16 protein-coding genes are annotated in these 18,781 nt (G+C 39.6%); 8 read left to right on the top strand and 8 right to left on the bottom strand.

Annotation, left to right across the window (positions count from 1 at the left end; all coding sequences use genetic code 11):
- Nucleotides 1-104 precede the first annotated feature (104 nt).
- The gene (locus AC2IOM_RS17320) at nt 105-1,196 is read left to right on the top strand and encodes a M35 family metalloendopeptidase (RefSeq protein ID WP_486360606.1); all 1,092 of its coding nucleotides are present in this window, start codon (nt 105-107) and stop codon (nt 1,194-1,196) included.
- Between the two features lie 76 nt (nt 1,197-1,272).
- On the opposite strand, the gene AC2IOM_RS17325 is transcribed toward AC2IOM_RS17320, so the two are convergent.
- Nucleotides 1,273-1,707, bottom strand: coding sequence for an acyl-CoA thioesterase (locus AC2IOM_RS17325; RefSeq protein WP_486360607.1), 435 nt, complete (start codon nt 1,705-1,707; stop codon nt 1,273-1,275).
- A 349-nt stretch (nt 1,708-2,056) separates the two neighbouring features.
- On the opposite strand from AC2IOM_RS17325, the gene AC2IOM_RS17330 reads away from it, so the two are divergent.
- The gene (locus AC2IOM_RS17330; protein ID WP_486360608.1) at nt 2,057-4,399 is read left to right on the top strand and encodes a hypothetical protein; all 2,343 of its coding nucleotides are present in this window, start codon (nt 2,057-2,059) and stop codon (nt 4,397-4,399) included.
- 100 nt (nt 4,400-4,499) lie between these two features.
- On the opposite strand, the gene ppiC is transcribed toward AC2IOM_RS17330, so the two are convergent.
- The gene (gene ppiC / locus AC2IOM_RS17335; protein WP_010558734.1) at nt 4,500-4,778 is read right to left on the bottom strand and encodes a peptidylprolyl isomerase PpiC; all 279 of its coding nucleotides are present in this window, start codon (nt 4,776-4,778) and stop codon (nt 4,500-4,502) included.
- A 216-nt stretch (nt 4,779-4,994) separates the two neighbouring features.
- Here ppiC and AC2IOM_RS17340 point away from each other — a divergent pair, with 216 nt between their 5' ends.
- From AC2IOM_RS17340 to AC2IOM_RS17355, 4 genes are all read left to right on the top strand, one after another.
- Nucleotides 4,995-5,762, top strand: coding sequence for a substrate-binding periplasmic protein (locus AC2IOM_RS17340; protein ID WP_486360609.1), 768 nt, complete (start codon nt 4,995-4,997; stop codon nt 5,760-5,762).
- 444 nt (nt 5,763-6,206) lie between these two features.
- Nucleotides 6,207-6,905 carry a hypothetical protein gene (locus AC2IOM_RS17345; protein ID WP_486360610.1) on the top strand — a complete coding sequence of 233 codons (699 nt, stop codon included), beginning with the start codon at nt 6,207-6,209 and terminating at the stop codon, nt 6,903-6,905.
- A 453-nt stretch (nt 6,906-7,358) separates the two neighbouring features.
- Nucleotides 7,359-8,885 carry an arylsulfatase gene (locus AC2IOM_RS17350; protein WP_486360611.1) on the top strand — a complete coding sequence of 509 codons (1,527 nt, stop codon included), beginning with the start codon at nt 7,359-7,361 and terminating at the stop codon, nt 8,883-8,885.
- Nucleotides 8,886-9,176: 291 nt separating this feature from the next.
- A complete protein-coding gene (locus AC2IOM_RS17355) occupies nt 9,177-9,383 on the top strand; it encodes a hypothetical protein (protein WP_054979605.1) in 207 nt (68 codons plus the stop codon).
- 56 nt (nt 9,384-9,439) lie between these two features.
- On the opposite strand, the gene AC2IOM_RS17360 is transcribed toward AC2IOM_RS17355, so the two are convergent.
- On the bottom strand, nt 9,440-10,258 hold the full coding sequence (locus tag AC2IOM_RS17360; protein ID WP_486360612.1) for a DUF3667 domain-containing protein: 819 nt from the start codon (nt 10,256-10,258) through the stop codon (nt 9,440-9,442).
- A 268-nt stretch (nt 10,259-10,526) separates the two neighbouring features.
- On the opposite strand from AC2IOM_RS17360, the gene AC2IOM_RS17365 reads away from it, so the two are divergent.
- Together AC2IOM_RS17365 and AC2IOM_RS17370 are read left to right on the top strand one after the other, a co-directional pair.
- Nucleotides 10,527-11,015 carry an RNA polymerase sigma factor gene (locus AC2IOM_RS17365; protein ID WP_336436124.1) on the top strand — a complete coding sequence of 163 codons (489 nt, stop codon included), beginning with the start codon at nt 10,527-10,529 and terminating at the stop codon, nt 11,013-11,015.
- Nucleotides 11,016-11,019: 4 nt separating this feature from the next.
- The gene (locus AC2IOM_RS17370) at nt 11,020-11,664 is read left to right on the top strand and encodes a hypothetical protein (RefSeq protein ID WP_486360613.1); all 645 of its coding nucleotides are present in this window, start codon (nt 11,020-11,022) and stop codon (nt 11,662-11,664) included.
- Between the two features lie 217 nt (nt 11,665-11,881).
- Here the strand turns inward: AC2IOM_RS17370 and AC2IOM_RS17375 are convergent, their stop codons facing one another.
- The 5 genes from AC2IOM_RS17375 to AC2IOM_RS17395 form a co-directional block, all read right to left on the bottom strand.
- Nucleotides 11,882-12,523 carry a hypothetical protein gene (locus tag AC2IOM_RS17375; RefSeq protein ID WP_486360614.1) on the bottom strand — a complete coding sequence of 214 codons (642 nt, stop codon included), beginning with the start codon at nt 12,521-12,523 and terminating at the stop codon, nt 11,882-11,884.
- Nucleotides 12,520-13,122, bottom strand: a complete 603-nt coding sequence (locus tag AC2IOM_RS17380) for a sigma-70 family RNA polymerase sigma factor (protein WP_486360615.1) — start codon at nt 13,120-13,122, stop codon at nt 12,520-12,522. The genes AC2IOM_RS17375 and AC2IOM_RS17380 overlap by 4 nt, the downstream gene beginning before the upstream one ends.
- Before the next feature lie 43 nt (nt 13,123-13,165).
- The gene (locus AC2IOM_RS17385) at nt 13,166-14,869 is read right to left on the bottom strand and encodes a vWA domain-containing protein (RefSeq protein ID WP_486360616.1); all 1,704 of its coding nucleotides are present in this window, start codon (nt 14,867-14,869) and stop codon (nt 13,166-13,168) included.
- Nucleotides 14,870-15,081: 212 nt separating this feature from the next.
- Complete coding sequence (locus tag AC2IOM_RS17390; protein ID WP_486360617.1) at nt 15,082-15,939, bottom strand: chitodextrinase; 858 nt, start codon at nt 15,937-15,939, stop codon at nt 15,082-15,084.
- Nucleotides 15,940-16,188: 249 nt separating this feature from the next.
- Nucleotides 16,189-18,507, bottom strand: a complete 2,319-nt coding sequence (locus AC2IOM_RS17395) for a TonB-dependent siderophore receptor (protein ID WP_486360618.1) — start codon at nt 18,505-18,507, stop codon at nt 16,189-16,191.
- Between the last annotated feature and the right edge of the window lie 274 nt (nt 18,508-18,781).

Consider the following 18,781-nt stretch of genomic DNA (forward strand, 5'->3'; position numbering starts at 1 on the left):
GGCACAGCAATAATACCAAAAACATCAACACTTCTTTTCCGTTAACAACTCTGCTACATTTATTTTACCCAAACCGGGTACTTAAAATAATAACAGGAAAAATTATGACAACACTCTCACTCTCACGCATACTCATAACAATATCGCTCGTGATCGGCTTAACGCTATCGGCCTTTGCAAATGCGAGCAACCGAGCGTTAGACGTAGATTTAAATGTTACCCATTTAGATAACGGCAACGTGCAAGCAGAACTGACAATTACGAATAGCGGTAAAGGTGTGCAAAAAATATTAAGTTGGTATACCGACCTTGAAGAAGAGAATCTATTCGCTATTACCCGCGATGGTCAAGCGATCGAGTTTATGGGGCCGCACTACAAGCGTCACGCCCCAACGGATAAAGATTTTATAATGCTAAAATCGGGTCAAAGTTTAAGTAAAACCTTTGAGCTTTCTGGCTTGTACGACTTTTCTCAAGCAGGTAATTATGACGTAACTTATCAAGTTAAATCATTCGACTTATTTGGCCGTGCAACAGGAAGAGATAAACAAGCGAAGCGCCAAGTGGAGCAACTAAAGTCAAATACAGTATCGCTTTGGTCTGAAGGTATCGCACAAAAAGGGTCATCTAACAAAGGAAAACCAGGTGGTGGCGGTTCTACTGGTGATTGTATTGATGGCACATGCTTTACCGGCCGCTGTGATAACAGTCAAAAGAACGACATTATGACAGCACTTTCGGCAGCAGACCAAATCACAAATGACTCAGTCTCGTACCTAAACAGCCATAACGCTTCGAACACATCAGCACGTTACCAAACTTGGTTTGGTGCAGCAACATCATCTCGCTACAACACAGTTAGCGCCAATTTCAATGCAATTAACGACGCAATTGATAATCAACCGCTTACATTCGACTGTAGCTGTAAAAAAACCTATTTTGCCTATGTTTATCCAAATCAGCCTTACAAAGTTTATTTATGTAGAGCGTTTTGGAGTGCCAATGTACTAGGTACTGATTCACGCGCAGGTACAATTGTGCATGAACTAAGTCACTTTACTGCGGTAGCGGGCACGGATGATATTGTTTATGGCCAATCGGGCGCGCAAAGTTTAGCGAATTCAAACCCTGATCAGGCTATTGAAAACGCTGATAGCCACGAATACTTTGCTGAAAACACACCTAATCAAAATTAGTTAGATAACAGTGTTGGGGTCTAGTTTGACCCCTTTTACGTTTTAAAAATAGCGCTTATTATAAGCCAAAATTTGTTTAATACTCACCTTTTTCGTACTGTTTAAGTACCGCTAACATGTCTTCTGAAATAGGTGATTTTTGCCCTGTTTTCATATTAAACATCACTACATTGGCATAGCCTGTAGTGCAAATAGCCTGCTGCGATTCACTGAACGCTTCATAGCGCATAGTAAAGCGGTCACTTTTAATATCGGTAATGTATGAACCAATATATAAGGTATCAGGAAAGGTCACTGGGCGTTTATATTGTGCGTAGGTGTCTCGTAATACAGGGCTACTGGTCGGGTCCGACAACACTGAAAGCAAACCAGTTTGTGTTAAAAAGTCGATTCGTGCTGTTTCAAAGTAACGAAAATAAGACACATTATTTACATGCCCTAACGCATCCATTTCGCCCCAAACAACGTTAATTTTAGTGTGAATTGGATACTTTTCGAAAAATTCCTGCATGGTGTTGCCTTTATAGTTATTAGTGTTTTGAGATTAACAACTCACTTGTCGGACCACAAGTTTTTAAGACTACTTGGTATGGGTTTTACATAGCGGCAAGATGCGCATAAAACGTAATTTATTGCGACTACCATGTTAAACAATAAGTAATTACACCAGCAAAGCCCCCCTAAATACACTCTCACAATTTATTGTCCTTTAGCGCATGTTGACCTTCACGCTCTAATCTAATCAAAAGAATAAATGCTTTGGTCATCAGTTAAATGCCTATCGTCCCACCCCCCTATTAACTTGTGAGCTATGTAAGTACATTTGCGAGCTAGAGTTAATACTTTAAATAGGAACAAGGATGCGTGACGCAATTATTTTATTAACCATAATGCTGTTAGTCGGCTGTGGCGGCTCATCAAGTAAAAAACCACCTCAGGTTGTTAACAGTGCCCCTCAACTGACACTTGAATCTGCCTATACTGCACAAAGCGGTGCAATACTTACTATTGAACATCAAGTAGCTGATCCTGAAAACGACACGGTTTCATTAACTTGGTCGAACGACATTAACCAAGTTACTATCACCCAATCAACACTTGCAATAACCAGTGTTCAATTACCAACAGTAACAACAGAAACCACGCTAACGTTAACTTTAACCGCGCGAGACGATAAAAATGCAACAACTAGTCAGGATGTTACGGTCACAATAAAGCCTAAATCTGCGCAAGTAACGTTTGACTTACTTGATGCATATTCTGCTAAAGAAAACAGTTATTTTGAGCTAACTACGCAAATCGAAGCGAATCATGTTATTTCAGACATTTCGTGGCAGCTAGATGAACCACTTAATGCAGATGTAAATGTACAAAATTCATTAAATGGCACTTTGGCCACATCCTCATTAACACTATTAACGCCTGACGTAACTCAAACACAATCGTTTAATGCCATTATATCGGTTACCGCCAATGGTCAGCTCTCACAAAAGCACACACGTATTACAATCAACCCAGACACCTCAGACTTTTTGTCGATATCACTGCCTGAACGCTACGTTATTGATGAAGGCAAAGACGCAAGCATAAGCGTGACGATAAATTCAAGTGACAGCCAATCTGAAATTAAGTGGCGCTGGCACAATAGTGAAATTGCGCTTACCGGTGACACATCAAAAACGGTATCGTTTAACGCGCCTCAAGTTGATAGCGATCAAACGCTGATACTGGAAGTAAGCGTAACAAGTGCAAACCAAACACACATTGCAGAGATACCAGTAACAATCAAAGATGTTACTGTCTATTCAAACATTAGCTTGGCGGCAAATCGTACTTTAGCAGTAAAAGGGCATGCAGTTTTTGTTGATGTAATAACTGAAAATCCAGAACAAATTTCTAGCATTAATTGGACTGTAAATAACCTTACTGAACAAGATTATAGCGCCAATGACCATCGCCTAAACATTACTGTACCTGAAGTAAGCAGTGGTTTTTTTATTGATTTAGAAGCACAGGCAACGCTCACTTTAACCAATGGCAACCAGCAAACCTTAACTCAATCTATCCGCGTATTAAATCCCTACACGTTAGATACTGAGCTAAACATCGGGCATAATATCGACCGCCCATTGCCGGTATATAACGGCGAAACGGGTAATTTCACATTGAGTGTATCAAATGCGTATGATTTGATTGATTCAGTAGCCATTGATTTACCGTTCACCGTAACGCCTTTCGCAACACAAAATGCTGAGTTAATTAACAACACAATTCAGCTGGCACTGCTATCAGATAACATCACCACAGAAGCAGAAACCACGTTACAAGTTACTGCGTTTGTGGGCGACTACCAAGTAAATGATTACTTTAAGCTAAGACTAAAACCATCCCATTTTACCATTTACCCTGGGTTAACCGAGCAGTTTTACGCGGGCTCTCAAATAACATTATTCAACCAAATTTACCATGATGATACCTTGCGTGCAGAAACCGCCCAGTGGCAAACTGACACACCGATTGGTGATATTGTGCAATCAGATGGTGGCGAATTTAGCTATGAAAGTTCACCGTCGTTTCACGGTGAAATCAGCCTTAACGCATCATTTAATCAAAATGAGTCAACAACGCAAAGCGACAAACTCATTGATATGTATCGCACATTAAGAATTGATAAGGACGATATTAGTTGCTCCGTGAGTGGTCGCAGTACTGTGTGTGTTTATGATGGTCGTACTATCAGGTTTACCCTTGATACCGCCCAACTCCGACAACTAAAATTGAATGACGAAGTCGCCTGTTTACTCACACAAAATAGTGCTGTGGAATGTATTGGTAATTCGGCAAATCCAATTGTTAGCGACACTCCTACACTATCAGGCGAAATTGAACGCCTAAATATGGTTGGAAATAACGCAGCGTGTGTGCAATTTAAAAACGCTCAGTGGCAATGTTGGGGTCAAAATGCAGCTAATACTACTTCATTAACAAACGCTTTTTCTCATGTGTATACGATTACACAACATAAACAGAATACCTGTTTAGTAGCTGATGGCTTTTTACATTGTTTTAATCAAGTTGGCGAGCAAAGCTTTAATGATTTAACGGGCTTTATTAAAGATATTGAGATTAAAAGCAGCGGCTTATGCTACCAATATACTCACCAAAAAACGTCTTCTTGGCAGTGCCCAAGCGAGCTTAAATAACCATTTAAAAAGCGGCTTAAATGCCGCTTCTTCTTTGTATTACGCAATAGTTATATTCATTTAAGGCAACTATAAAGGTTTATTCACCTACAGGTGCCTTTTACGTGCGGTACAGCACTTTAATGATATGCCAACCAAACTTGGTTTTAACTAATTGCGGAGTGAGCACTTCGCAAGAAAAACACACTTTATCAAATTGAGGCACCATAGTGCCGCGTTTAAACTCTCCTAAATCACCACCCTTCTTACCCGACGGGCAATTAGAATACTTCTTTGCCAAAGTTTGAAACTTTGCCCCTTTTTTTAACTGCTTGAGAATATCTTCCGCTTGCTCTTTATGCTTTACCAAAATGTGTAGAGCATGTGCTGTACTTGCCATTGTGCTTAATTCTCACTTTTAATGTTACCGCGCTATTGATAGCGTAATAATACACGAATACAGACCAAAACAAGAAGCAATGGCACAAAGCAAGCATCGAATCCCAGCCCGTATCGGTCTTTTACCCACTTAATTTACGCTGATCTGTTACAATTAATTATCAAACCGAGATACTTTGACCTAAGCTCAAATAATGTGGATAAAAAGGCGAGATTTATGGATATAAAACGCGCAAAACTAACGAAAAACTATGTTGTTTTTATCTACCTTATACTGCTAACAGTGAGTGGATTTTCAAGCAATACTATCGCTAACTCTCTATCTATTTCAGTTGGTTGGAACAAGCCGCCTTATGTTATTGAAGAGAGAAATTCTGGCTTTGAACTCGATATGGTTTCAGCAATATTTGCTAATATGGGTTATTCTGTCAGCTACGTGTATGTGCCATTTGGCCGCTCAAACACACTCATTAAAGTAAAAAAAGTAGACGCCGCATTAACAATGAACGAACACATGGATATAGAAGGCTTAGTGCTTAGCGAGCCCTATATTTCATATCAAAATGCTGCCATCAGTTTGAAGGGGCGCAGTATTGAAATCGACTCAATATCCGATCTAAAAAACCATTCTATTGTTGCATTTCAAAACGCGTCGGTGGTTCTTGGTGATGAATATCGAAAAGCCGCCCAAAAGAGCCCACTGTATTTAGAATTACCCAATCAGCGAAAACAAGTTGAGATGCTGTTAAAAGGCAAAGTCGATTTTGTCGTTATGGACATCAATATTTTTAACTATTTAAGCAATGAGCTAATTGGCAGTTCACATATGGCAAACGTGGTCATTCATCGATTATTTCCAAAAACGACCTATCACATCGCCTTTACTGATGAAAAACTTATGCTTGCTTTCAATAGTGCAATGAGTACCTATAAACAAACAAAAGAGTACAAGAATCTTGTCGCGAAATATGAGTTTCTGTATTAGGCCGTGTTCTCAAACACAATACAACTGAAACTAAACAATCAAATCTGTATCGGTACTTTTTATTACGGGAGCTAAAGATACACACTTTTCGCCATAAGTAGCGGGATAATCTAAAACTTTGCACCTACCAACACCTGATTTTTTAACCCGCTATTTGCGAAATTTCGCTGAAGTCGTGCATGGCAAGTTATGAAAATAGGCGCCGATAACTTAAACGATAATGTCGATGTGGGAATAATTATTTACTGAAGTTATGTAGTCATAGACATAAAACTGGCATTCCAATGAAGTCATAGTAAGCGGGCAAAAAGTAAAATTGTATAACGTTTCAGCCAGAATGATAGCGCCAACTAAAACACGCGCTCGGTACTCTGCTCTTATCACGTAATAAGTTGGCGCTGTTGAACTTTTCTTTTCAAAAAGGCAATATCCTCTCAGTATAAAATGCGTACTTCAGCTATTGATATGCGTGTTACAAAAGCCTATGTATTAGTAATGGATAACAATACAATGCTAACAAAAATACCAAGCGCTTACCGATATTTAGTGGCTTCAGCTTTAATATTATTTTCATTCCTTTGCCAGTCAGAAACGAGTGTAAGTGATAACTCGCACACTACCTGTAGCGCTAAAAATGTTGGATTTAGTGCCGAACCAAACTCCCTCACAGCCAATTCACTTGAGGGATTCTATGGCTATTCAGATCTTTTCTATTTACCCAACAGTCCATCTCAAAAAGTTGTGTTAGTTTCTAACGGACAAAAATTCCAAACCGAACAAGGTATGTTAGATGATATTGAGGCAATGGTTTCAGTGGAAAAGTACAATAATCATTGCGAAAAAATAGACATTATCATCGTTAGAGCAAGGTATTTCGAATCTGGATTAGAGTTAATTCGTGAACTTGCATATTTATATGTGAATACCCATACCACGCCTTTTCGCTACATTGGCGCATATGATTTTGTGATTGGCGACGATAACGAATATCAAATGCTGATGCAAAATACGGCGTTGCTACCCGATGATTTTAAAGACATTTTTTCAACGCTAGATTTAACCCTGAAAAATAGTGCGTTACAGCTGCGCATTACCAACTTTTTAAACACCAAAACCACAGTCAAGGTGTACCCAATCAAATAAAATCACCAATCAGCAGATGCACAAAATTCATTATTATCATGAGCCACACGCTATAGCTCAAGTTAAACTGCTAGATTTACACCAAATCAAACACATTCATTACGTTTGCTAACAAGTGCAAACCAAAAACTTACAACTTACGTAATCTTTCATTTAGGTATAAGCAACATTTAAAAATACCAATGCCGTCAAAGTACCCAAGTATATTGTTCACTAACAGCATTTATATAACAGAGTGAAACTGCTATTTAACTTTGATATTTATAATCTTTTTTTCCTATTTAAATCAAAGTTAGGGTGGAATTAGCTTGTAAATAGATAGCATTCAAATAGTATGGAAAATACACAACCCGTCTTTTTCGGGCATATCGTTATAGCGCAGTATAAGGTGCCTGCAAACAAGGGATTTTTCAGCCGAGGTCTATGTCTTGGCTTGTTTTCAAGGAGAAAGAAATGTTCAAGTATCTATTGGTCTGTATGACCATTTTAGCTTTTAGTTTACCCAGCTATGGGGCAGATAAACCCAATGTGCTTGTTATTTGGGGCGATGATGTTGGCATGTGGAATATCAGTGCCTACCACCGCGGTATGATGGGAGGTAAAACACCTAACATAGATAGCATAGCCAACAATGGCATGATATTTATGGATCACTACGCACAAGCCTCATGCACTGCAGGGCGGGCTGCGTTTATTACGGGTCAATACCCGATGCGAACCGGACTTAGCACAGTTGGTTTGCCAGGTGCACCACAAGGTCTGCAAAAGAAAGATCCAACGCTCGCCACTATGCTTAAATCGAAAGGGTATATCACAGGTCAATTTGGTAAAAACCATTTAGGCGACCTCGATGAGCACTTGCCAACAAACCACGGTTTTGATGAGTTCTTTGGTATTTTATACCACCTTAATGCTGGTGAGTATCCAGAGCAACATGACTACCCGCAAGATGCTAAAACACAAAAGCAATTTGGCTTAAACATGCGTGGCGTGATTCATTCAAAAGCACTCGCTAATGGCAAGCAAGAGATTAAAGATCTTGGCCCGTTTGGGAAAGAGCGCCAGCGTAATTTAGATCAAGAAGTGCTGGTTGAATCAAAGCGTTTTATTCGTGATGCTGTAAAACAAAATAAACCTTTCTTTGTATGGCATAACACAACGCGCATGCACTACCAAACTAACTTAAACAAAGCCTATGACGGTAAAACTGGCTATGGATTATATGCCGATGGTATGGCTGAGTTGGATGATGATGTTGGTGAATTACTAGGTTTATTAGACGAGCTTAATGTAGCTGATAACACAATTGTGATGTTCTCTACCGATAACGGCGCAGCATCTAACTCTTGGCCTGATGGCGGTAACCAGCCGTTTCACGGCGAAAAAGGTGTTGGTGGTTGGGAAGGTGGCTTTAGAGTACCTATGCTTGTTAAATGGCCGGGGCATATTCCAAAAGGTGTAAGCACCGGTGAATTTATGACCATGGAAGATTGGATGCCAACAATTATGTCGTGGGTTGGCGACAAAAATTTAAAATCTAATCTGCTTAAAGGTAGCAAAATTAATGGTCAAAAATATAAAGTGCATTTAGACGGCTTTGATCAGAGTGATATCTTGCTAAACAATGGTAAAACAAAGCGCAAAGAGTTTTACTACTTTACCGAAACCACATTTCACGGTATGCGCTACGGCGATTGGAAGTTAATTTTCACGGAGCAAGAGCACTGGTTTAGGTCAACACAGCAAGCGCTAACTTCACCGTACATTATTAACTTAAAAATGGACCCATTTGAGCGTTTTATTCACGCCAGAGGTTATGATGAGTGGGCAGAAAACCGTAGTTGGATTTTAGGCCCTGCGGGTAAGCAAATTGCAGATTTTGTAAAAACCTTTAAAGCATTTCCGCCAAGCCAAGAAAGTATGTCGGTACAGGTTGATAGTGTTGCTGACATGATTTCGAAACAAGCACACAACCGATAATCAATTAAAGCCAACCGGTACAGCGTATTATCTCGATGCTGTGCCGGTTGTTAAACACAATAAATCAAATAAGAAGCTGCACTTTCACACTTTCCCCTTGCTAATAAATACGCCTTTATTACAACACTTTATCGCAAAAACCATTAACGCAGCCAAAGCTGCACAATCCAAAAAAAGCGAAGTAAAAGGCAATTAATGACAATTGTCACCTTATATTGATGACACTTGGCAGCTGTGCTGCGTGCGGTCATTTGCCACAATAATTACATCAACTAAACAAGGAGAGATATCATGAACAACGTAATTAAACACTTTATTGAATACAGCTTAAGACATTTGCCACTGCTTATCGGGTTAACATTAATTAACCTGTTTACTGCACCAAATCATTTATGGGTGCTATGGGTAGCATTATTTACGTTTATCGGATTTTTTAACGAAGTGAGTTTTACAGGTAAAAATAAGGCTAGCAAGCGCGACGATAATGATACTTGGTAAGCGAATTCGCCTTACCAAGCATCACCACTTGAAAACTCTCTATAGAAAATATGGTTTTATCGTGTATGCAGTGCAATTCCCATCATAATTACAAGAGTGGACAGAAAGGTTACAAACGTCAGCACAAGCGCAAAAAAAGATGCAAAGCCATTGTGATGCGCTTTGCCATAAAAGCCGCGACAAGAGAGCCAACCAAATACAAAGCAAATTAAAACTGAGATCGGTGCATGAACGTCTGGGTTAATCATCATACTGATAAAGCCCAATAATCCGGTGCATAACACAAAATGCCCCATAGTATAAAAAGAGAATACCAGTGTTTCTGCGGTGTTATAAACCTGCCTATGCTTTTTGGAAAATAAACGTAGAAAAAGTGCAAACGGAATACATAAGAAAATAAACCCTAAGTAGGTATAGCCCTGATTGATTACCGACAAATACAAATCAGCATATTTTTTAGGGGCATTTTCTCCCAATAGACCTTTTAAACTTTCGAGCATTTCGGGAGATTGCTGTACTTGCGCAATCATTTTTTCAGATAAAACATCTTTAAACACAAACAACATTAGTAATTGCGCTGCTGCGCCAATCAAATAATAGGTTAACGGATTAGTAAAAATAACCCTTTGCCCTTCTACATGACGCTTTGCAACGGAACCCGGCGATTTAAAATGTTGAAAGAACGTGTAAAAAAAGCCCTTATCTAGGTTAAGCCATTGTGATGGAATATCTATCAACAGCATTTTTAACGATAATCGCTCTGAGCGATAGCGTTGCCCGCATGAAGGGCAAAATTTATCTTCTAATGACGTTTCACAATTTGCACATGCGCTTAAATGCGCTGAAACTTGAGTCGCGTTATGTTCTAAACCCACGGTAGTCGCCTTATTCTTTTTAGGTAAAACGTTACCTAAGCGGCTAATAAATTACAAATAAGTATTTAAAGTAAGGTAAATTGAATAAACGTTGCAAATTTACTTAGTGATTTGCTTACTAGGCTATTGATAAACGTTAACTTTAGCTGACCTTTGCTATTAATGTTTTTCTTCAAATACTTTCCTTCAGAAAAAAAATTCCAATAAGCTGTAATAAACAGCGTCTTTAATCCACTAACTAAAAAAAATACAAAACGGAACAAGGTGAATGGGAAGCGATTTTTATCAGCAATCGATACTGCCCTATGCGGGAATCATCATCAAAATATGTCGGGCATACACACATAGCCAAGAAGATTTTGATGACTATTACCAAGAGGTATGCCTGCAAATATGGCGAAGCAAAGACAGCTTTAACGCGGGATCACAATGGTCTACTTGGGTTTACAAAGTGGCCTTAAATGTATGCTTAACCAATTTAAAACAGCGTAAACAGGGCGAAAAACACTTTGTGTCTGATGCGTTACCCGACGAGGTACAAGATGATTTAAAAGCATTTAACTCAGACGACATTAACGTGCTTTACAACGCCATAAAACATCTATCTGAGATAGACCGAGCAGTAATTTTACTTTATTTAGAAGAAAAATCTTACAGCGAGATTGCAGAAATTATCGGTGCTAACACCAACAGTATTGGCGTGCGCATTACGCGCATTAAAGAAAGATTGAACAAGTTTATAAACGCGCAGGAGTGAACACATGAAAAAATCAATTGAAACAATGTGGAAACAAGGCTTTATTAGCGAAGGCGAACTAGTAGTGCCTAAAGTTAACGACTTATATAGCAGAAAGTCTCAAAACTTAGTTGATAAACTGCAACATATGTTTGCTGTGAACATTAAAGCAATCGTAATTGGGGCTTTGCTGTTACTCGTAGTGATGAGCTTAATCGGCGCACCTTGGCTTGGCTTATATATTTGTGTATTACTGGCTCCGTTGGTGCTGATGGCGAGAAAAGAGTTAGATAAATCGTACAACTTATCGAAAGGGCAAAGTAGTTTAGAGTATTTAGAAAGCTTTAATGCGTGGCTTCAGGATTCAATTACGCGATACGCTATTTACTACAAGTTTTTCTACCCATTATTTTACGTCGGAATGGTGTCACAAGGACTTGCGAGTGACGCAGGTACTCGCGTAATGGCACGGCTCCTAAAAGCCTACCCAACTGACTATGTTTTTCTAGATATTCCTGGTTATGTTTGGGCTCTAATCACTGTGCTATTACTAGTGGTGATAAAATATTCAGCAGCGCTCTATCGCCTAGACTTAAATATGATCTACGGACGACAATTTAAAAAATTAGAAGAGCTAATAAAAGATATGCGAGCGTTAAAACCAGAATAACCTATCAAAAACATAATCAACAAAAGTGTAAAACGCAGCACCTCGACTGCGTTTTATGCATAGCTTTCAAAATATTAGCTATAAGTATATCTGCAGCACGCAATTAACGTTTAAAAGCGAATGAGAGGGTGGAGTTACGTTTAGCCCCAACCTTGCGTTTAACACGATGCTACTTTTTCACGAATGTGTGATTTAAGCCCGCTCTAAAATCCTCTAACTACTCTGGCTTGGCCAATTTACCGTTTTTAACTAGCTCTTGATATAAACCCTTCAGAGGTCCTGGGATCTTATCGTGAAGTTTTGGTTTTGCTTTTAGTAATTCAATTAGCGCTTGTTCTGCGCCATTTTTGTCATTTTCTTCAAGTTTAGCTAAAACAACGTTGAATTCAGAACGTGGTTCAATGCCTTTTAAATTCGGCATCGCGGGCAGTGGCGCTGGAACAGATGGCGCTTTTTGTTCTGGGGCTACGTGTTCAACTCTTGAACCCGTTACTTCTATTTTTTCTAACTGCACGTCATCTGCTAATAATTCCATCATTTCAACTTGCTGTTCACGTTTGGCTGTTTTCTTGGCTTGCGGCAACGCGGGCTTACCCATTGATTCTACAGATTTTAATTCTGATTCAAAATCTGGCTCTTGATAATACTGCCAAGGTGCAAACACGGCGATAGCAACCATTGCTGCTGCGATACCTGAATAATGCCACCAGCGGTTTGGCTTTATGATAACGGGCTGTTCTTTGCTAATTGCATCGGACGCGTGGGCCAAAATGCCGTCATCGAGGGCTTTTGGCGGCAGCTCGTCATTACCTTGTTGATAAAGCTTAATGATCTCTTCATCGTTAAATTGCTTACTCATACCTGCCTTTCGCCTCCTAATTCAGTAGCACCCGCTTTGCGCTTCAAGCATTCGCGAAGTTGCGACATAGCGTAGCGTAATCTGGTTTTAACGGTTTCAGGTTTTGCCTCAACAATGTCGCAAACTTGTGCGGGCTCAAACCCTGCTTCGTGGCGTAACAAAAACGCTTCGCGTTGCTGTGGTACAAGTAGCTCAACACAATGCTTAATGGCCTTTTGTAAATAATCATTATGCAAGGTGTTTTCGTGATGCGTTTGGTTTGAGGCAAGAGTAAGGTGATTGCCTTCATGTTGTTCGTCATCAACTAAAGACAAGTGCTCACCTCGTGCTGTTAACTTTCGGTGTTCATCAACCAACAAGTTATGAGCGATGCGATAAAGCCAAGTGCTAAATTTAGCCTCTACTTTGTAACGGGTGCGATTATCGATTACCCTCAGCCACACTTCTTGAAACAATTCTTGTGCTTTATTTTGCTGCTTTGTGCCTAATTGGCGACACACATAACGATACAAGGGCCCTTTATGACGGGCATAAAGGGCACGAAAGGCAGCTTGATTACCTTTACCATAATCAAGCATAAGTTCCTCGTCCGTTTCCATGTGTGGTTCAATGTTTGTAGTCATATAGGCTATGGTGATTCAGCTATAAAGCACTGGCAAGTTCAACCAAGTTAACAAATTCACCGCGATAGTTAAATGGGTCATCTCCCCTATTTGCTCGTGCAATTGTGGCGATATCTTGGTAATTCATACTGCCTAAGTACTGACTCTGCTTTAACTTTTGCGCAAATGCCGCGACTGAAGTCGCAAATTTAAAATCCAAACTTGCACTATCGAAATCATTTAACACCTGTTGTTTATTAACTACTTGGCTAATTAGTTTACTCTCCGTTTCGCCCGGTAATTTATAGCGAATTTTCACCTGTAACAGTTCATCGCTTGAGTTGACCACTTGTTTTTGTTGGTAGCGCAGTGCATCAACTTGCCCTTTATTGCCTGCAAGCGTTAATTCATATAAGGCAGTCACAGTATGACCTGCGCCAATTTCGCCGGCATCGACCTTATCGTTATTAAAGTCTTCGTCTTTCAGTAAGCGATTTTGATAGCCAATCAAACGATACTCTTTAACATGTGCTGGGTTAAATTCGAGCTGAATTTTGACATCATTCGCAATACTTTGCAGTGTGCCACTCATTTGCCTTAAAAGTACTTTTTGCGCCTCGTGCAGGGTATCAATATAGGCGTGATTGCCATCACCAATATTTGCTAATTGTTCCATCATGGCATCGTTGTAGTTACCGCGGCCAAAGCCAAGTGTGGTTAACGAAATGCCCTGTTTGCGCTTGTCAGCAATCATCTCTTTGAGTGCATCAATATTAGTTGTGCCTACATTAAAGTCACCATCAGTGGCTAAAATTATGCGGTTCACTCCACCTTTAATAAAGGCTTTTTTCGCGGCTTGGTAAGCCATTTTGATACCACTTTCACCATGTGTACCGCCACCTGCTTGTAGTTTTTGTAGCGCATTAATAATAGTTTGCTTTTCATTGCCTTTAGTGGGGCTAAGTACTAACTGTGTATTGCCTGCATAGGTCACCAAACTCACCGTATCGCGTGCCGATAACTGTTTCACCATCATGGTTAGGCTTTGCACTAGTAAAGGCAGCTTGTTTTTATCATGCATCGAACCCGATACATCCAATAAAAACACCAAATTAGACGGCTTGCGTTCACTCACTGGTAAATCATAACCTTGCAAACCAATTCGCAAAATATGGCGCTCATCACTCCAAGGAGCTGGCGCTAATTCAGTAAAAGTAGCAAAGGGTTGTGATTTATCTTCTGGTACGCGGTAGTTGTAGTCAAAGTAATTAATAAAGGCTTCTTCGCGTATGGCATCTTTTGGTGGTTTTTGCCCCATACTCAAATGGCTACGCACATTTGCATAACTTCCGGTATCAACATCAACCGAAAACGTTGAAAGCGGTGTGGTTGCAGCTTGAAATACCCCATTACTGTCACTCGGCAGGTAGTTATCTTGGTTTTGAGGCTGCGTAAAATATTCAGGTGGTGGCGGTGGTGCGATACGCTTTCTCATTGCAGGTGCTGCCATTAACACTTGTGGCTGACTGGCCTTCATGTACTCCACAACTCCCCCATCAGCCAATCGACTACCCGTCACAGTAATTTTTTCAACCTCTGCAACCTCTTTATTTTCTAAAACAGTTTGGGCTTGTTTTTCATTTTCAGACTGCTTTGCAATTGTTGTTTCCGACTCTTGATTCGAACAGCCAGAAATAAATAGTGTGCCGATTGTTAATGCGATTAAGGTTTTATTTGTCTTCATAATCAGTCTCTTTTATAGATGGTTTAACGCTATAAACGGACGACGATGAATTTGGGGGTGAATTATTTTTAAGATTTTTTGTTAGGCCGTTCCCGAGCGCAATCAGCAAACGGTTAGTTTCAATATCCCAATTCTCAAATAATGTAACGAGATCAATTCAATCTGCTCAAATATCGCTTTCGCGTTTAAACGCTCACTCTATAAAAGTTGGATCAGTGCGCTACCCCGGTTAATGCGCCGCAATCTTTATCAGCTGAATAATGAAAATCATCATCCCATGGAATAAGACGATGAACTTTATTTTGCCCCGTTCGATTAGCAAACGCTCTCTCCAAAGTGTTGAAATAGAGGAGTTTGGGGTTTCTAAAGTGTGGGAAAGTAGTCTGTAACACTCTGGTACACATACTAATATTTACGAAATCCAAGATGATTTTTTTGCCTATATTTTCATCTAAATGTGAGAATCTGTTTTGTTCAACATCAATCACTAATTGCAAGGTCGGTGCGGCGGCTAAACTAAAGGTGATAAGCTCTGGTGAGTCAAACTTTTCATAAACAACTCGCTCATAATCATCTCGAATACCGTTTGCGTTTTGATCGACGCCGTCTAACGTCTTATAGTCGTCAGAATGTACTGGTGGTAACTTTGGATCAACATAAGAAAGATCACGTATGCGCTGCCAACTATTATGGGCCTTAGGTTCGCTATTTTCATTCCAATAACGGGCAACAAAATAATCTGTACCAGATTTAACTAAATCACCTCCCTGGTAAACCTTAGTGGGTTGCCATTTTTCGATGACTGAGTTTTGCACCCAGATCCACCCATCCCAATTAATAGTATTTTTAACTGGTTCGATGCCTTTGACCCAGTGCATTGCAACAAATACATTTTCATTATGAGCAACCACATCACCTGCAATATAAACTGAGCTTACATTCCATGGATTATGTTTGGGCTGGATGTTAGCTAAATCAATGTTTTCCTTATCAGAAGCTAACCGTAATAGATTAGTAGCGTAAGTGTGAGCACAAAAAAATAAACACGCTAAAAGCAGTATTCTAACCATTTCAAGTTCCTTTTGAATTAAATGTTAGTACCTCTTAACTCAAGTTCATTTTCTTATTTAAAGCAAATATAAAATGACATAATTATTACAACTCTTTGTTAATAATTGAAATTACTTACTCAAGAATAAAACGAAGACATTTTAATTCTGCGACAAGAGGATTTACCCATCACCCCTTTTTAGTAACAGCTCTTCATTTCATAAAAAATTAGCCTCAGATACGAGGCTAATTTAATACGTGAATTGCGATTAGAAACTATATCTCACGCCAACATTCCAGCTTAATGGTTCGCCACGAACAACGGTCGGGCTCCACGTAGCAATTGCTCCGTAGTAATCTTTATCAAGCGCGTTGTCGATATTAAAATTAACAGTTAAATCGTCTGTTACATCATAACGCGCCATCAAATTGATTAAAGTTACATCAGACTGTTCTATTCGATAAGGAGTGGTAATTGAAGAACCATTACTATCAAACTGCCCCGTTGGACGGCCATGTTCTACATAGTATTTACTTTTATAATTGATACCTAAACCAATTGTTAATCCATCCACTAACTCGCTAAAATCATAAGTGGAATATACGTTAAATAACACTTTAGGTATTTCAGTATTAATACGCTCGCCGTCGTTATCTTCTGTTTGTGTATAAGAAACACCACTGTAAATATTCCAACCATTGCTAATGGCACCTGAAACTTCCGCTTCAAAACCACTGGTTTCGTCACCATCACCACGTACTCGGTAAGGAGTATTACCCTGCGCTGTTTGGTAATTTTGACCAAATCGTGGATCGCGCTCCGCGACACCATTTTCAATGATTCTAAATAGTGCACTTGAGAAATTCAGCGCACCTTCAAGTAATTCAGCTTTTAAGCCAATCTCATAACTTTGGCCTGTAACTGCGTCTAACAAGTTGTCATTTGCGTCATAAACGCGTTGCGGACGAAATGCATCAGTGTAGCTGGTGTAAATACTAAAATCTTCATTAAGGTCATAAACTAAACCAGCGTAAGGCGTAATTTCATTATCAATTTCACGATTATCGCGTTGCTTTAAAAATTGGTTAGTAAGTGGATCGTAGCTATCTGAAGTGTAACGCCAATTAGTCGTTCTTAAGCCTGTAATAAGTTTAAAGTCGTCATGCAGATTGACGCGCGTTGCGGCAAAGAAGCCACTTGTATCTGTGGTGTTAACATAACTTCGCCCTAAACGCTTAAAGTCATAACGCGGTAGTTTTCCATCCCATGTAAACCAATTTGGATTATCGGGAATACTGGATGCATTTGAGCTTTTTGTGCCAAAACCTACAGATTCTCGGTCGTTTATACTGTAACCAATAATCAATTCGTGAGTGCGACCGAATAAGTCAATAGGGCCTTGTAGCGTAAAATCAAATGTGACCTGCTCATCTTCACCACCTGGCATTACCCAATTAGCACCAAATGTGCCTGAGCCATCAGGATTCAAGAAATCGTCGTACCAAAGAAACATTAAATGGCCGCCTTCCATATCAATGGTATTGTAGGTGGCCATTGCATTAAGTAACCAGCCGCTTTCAAAGGAATGATCGATACTTGCAAACGCAGTATGCTCCGTTAAAGGCCAAGCACTCCAAGTTGCAGACATACCAGTTTTACCTGGGCCTACTTTTACTTTACTACCATCATTAAAGAAATAAGGTTGATTATGCGAGTTCATCGCACCGCTCTGAGACGTATCGGCATATTCATAGCCGATACGTAATAGGGTGTAGTCAGTTAAATCAGCCTCGGCAGTCACATAAAGCGACGTTTTCTCTTGGCCATAACGTTCAATGTATGAATCTTTATCATTATAGGCAGCGGCGACACGACCTCGAATACGACCATCGCTGGTAAGTGGTGTTGAAATGTCTGTTTCAACACGATAGTGATCCCAGCGCCCTAGCGACGCTGCTACACTACCTTGAAACTCTTTGCTCGTAGCACGCTTACGTACAATATTTACTGTCGCCGTTGGCTCGCCTTCACCTGTCATAAGACCATTCGCACCACGTAATATTTCTACACGCTCGTACGCAACTGAATCGCCATCAACATCAGGACGACGTCCACCACCAAACTGTTGTACACCGTCAATTTGAATACGGTTTACTTCGCCACCTCTAATATTGTATGAGGGGCGATCTAAACTACCTGTACTTGTTGCATGAAAGCCTGTTGAATGCTGTAAAATATCGGTAATGTTAACTGCTTGCCAATCTTGTAGTTGCTGATTAGTAATAACCGATACTGATTGTGGCGTTTCTCGCAAACTTAATACAAATTTGGTCGCAGATTTTGTAGCCGGATCCGAGTAGCTGTTTGCGGTGTTGCCGTAAACGTAAATTCGCTCCAGCTCTTGGACACGATCCGCCTCATTTTCTAGTTCGATTGAAACGTTATCGCCACTGTCTTCTTGGCTGCTGTCTGCTATTTCGTGTTGTTGAGCCAAAGCGTTAAACGAAATACTTTGAGAAATTATGAGTGCGAGTGTTGTTAACTTAAATACTGGGATTGAAAGCTTAACGCTTTTTAGGGGATTCATTCTATTCCTTTTAAATAAATGTGTGATTGAATTTGCTCTCATGCAATAACAAATCAAAATAACAGAAATAGTAATACTTATCATTCCAATTAAATTTACAACATAACTTTTGTCACCTCTCAAATTGTAACTTAATATTTCAAGCGTAAATCATGTTAATTTTTATAAGTTAAGTTTATGTTTTTGAATCATTTGTGGAAGTATTTAAAGGATTAATCATATTTTTGAAACAATACAAATACTTCCATTAAATCAAAATAGTTCGGGTGTATTA

The sequence above is a fragment of the Pseudoalteromonas sp. NS-SX12 genome (assembly GCF_057367955.1).

Bases quoted from the DNA above. Each gene is read 5' to 3' on its own strand.
- AC2IOM_RS17370 (WP_486360613.1), top strand. From the start codon at position 11,020: ATGAAAAAATCAATTGAAACAATGTGGAAACAAGGCTTTATTAGCGAA.
- AC2IOM_RS17340 (WP_486360609.1), top strand. From the start codon at position 4,995: ATGGATATAAAACGCGCAAAACTAACGAAAAACTATGTTGTTTTTATC.
- AC2IOM_RS17325 (WP_486360607.1), bottom strand. From the start codon at position 1,707: ATGCAGGAATTTTTCGAAAAGTATCCAATTCACACTAAAATTAACGTT.
- AC2IOM_RS17385 (WP_486360616.1), bottom strand. From the start codon at position 14,869: ATGAAGACAAATAAAACCTTAATCGCATTAACAATCGGCACACTATTT.
- AC2IOM_RS17390 (WP_486360617.1), bottom strand. From the start codon at position 15,939: ATGGTTAGAATACTGCTTTTAGCGTGTTTATTTTTTTGTGCTCACACT.
- AC2IOM_RS17375 (WP_486360614.1), bottom strand. From the start codon at position 12,523: ATGAGTAAGCAATTTAACGATGAAGAGATCATTAAGCTTTATCAACAA.
- AC2IOM_RS17345 (WP_486360610.1), top strand. From the start codon at position 6,207: ATGCGTACTTCAGCTATTGATATGCGTGTTACAAAAGCCTATGTATTA.
- AC2IOM_RS17320 (WP_486360606.1), top strand. From the start codon at position 105: ATGACAACACTCTCACTCTCACGCATACTCATAACAATATCGCTCGTG.
- AC2IOM_RS17365 (WP_336436124.1), top strand. From the start codon at position 10,527: ATGGGAAGCGATTTTTATCAGCAATCGATACTGCCCTATGCGGGAATC.
- AC2IOM_RS17380 (WP_486360615.1), bottom strand. From the start codon at position 13,122: ATGGAAACGGACGAGGAACTTATGCTTGATTATGGTAAAGGTAATCAA.
- AC2IOM_RS17355 (WP_054979605.1), top strand. From the start codon at position 9,177: ATGAACAACGTAATTAAACACTTTATTGAATACAGCTTAAGACATTTG.
- AC2IOM_RS17350 (WP_486360611.1), top strand. From the start codon at position 7,359: ATGTTCAAGTATCTATTGGTCTGTATGACCATTTTAGCTTTTAGTTTA.
- ppiC (WP_010558734.1), bottom strand. From the start codon at position 4,778: ATGGCAAGTACAGCACATGCTCTACACATTTTGGTAAAGCATAAAGAG.
- AC2IOM_RS17395 (WP_486360618.1), bottom strand. From the start codon at position 18,507: ATGAATCCCCTAAAAAGCGTTAAGCTTTCAATCCCAGTATTTAAGTTA.
- AC2IOM_RS17330 (WP_486360608.1), top strand. From the start codon at position 2,057: ATGCGTGACGCAATTATTTTATTAACCATAATGCTGTTAGTCGGCTGT.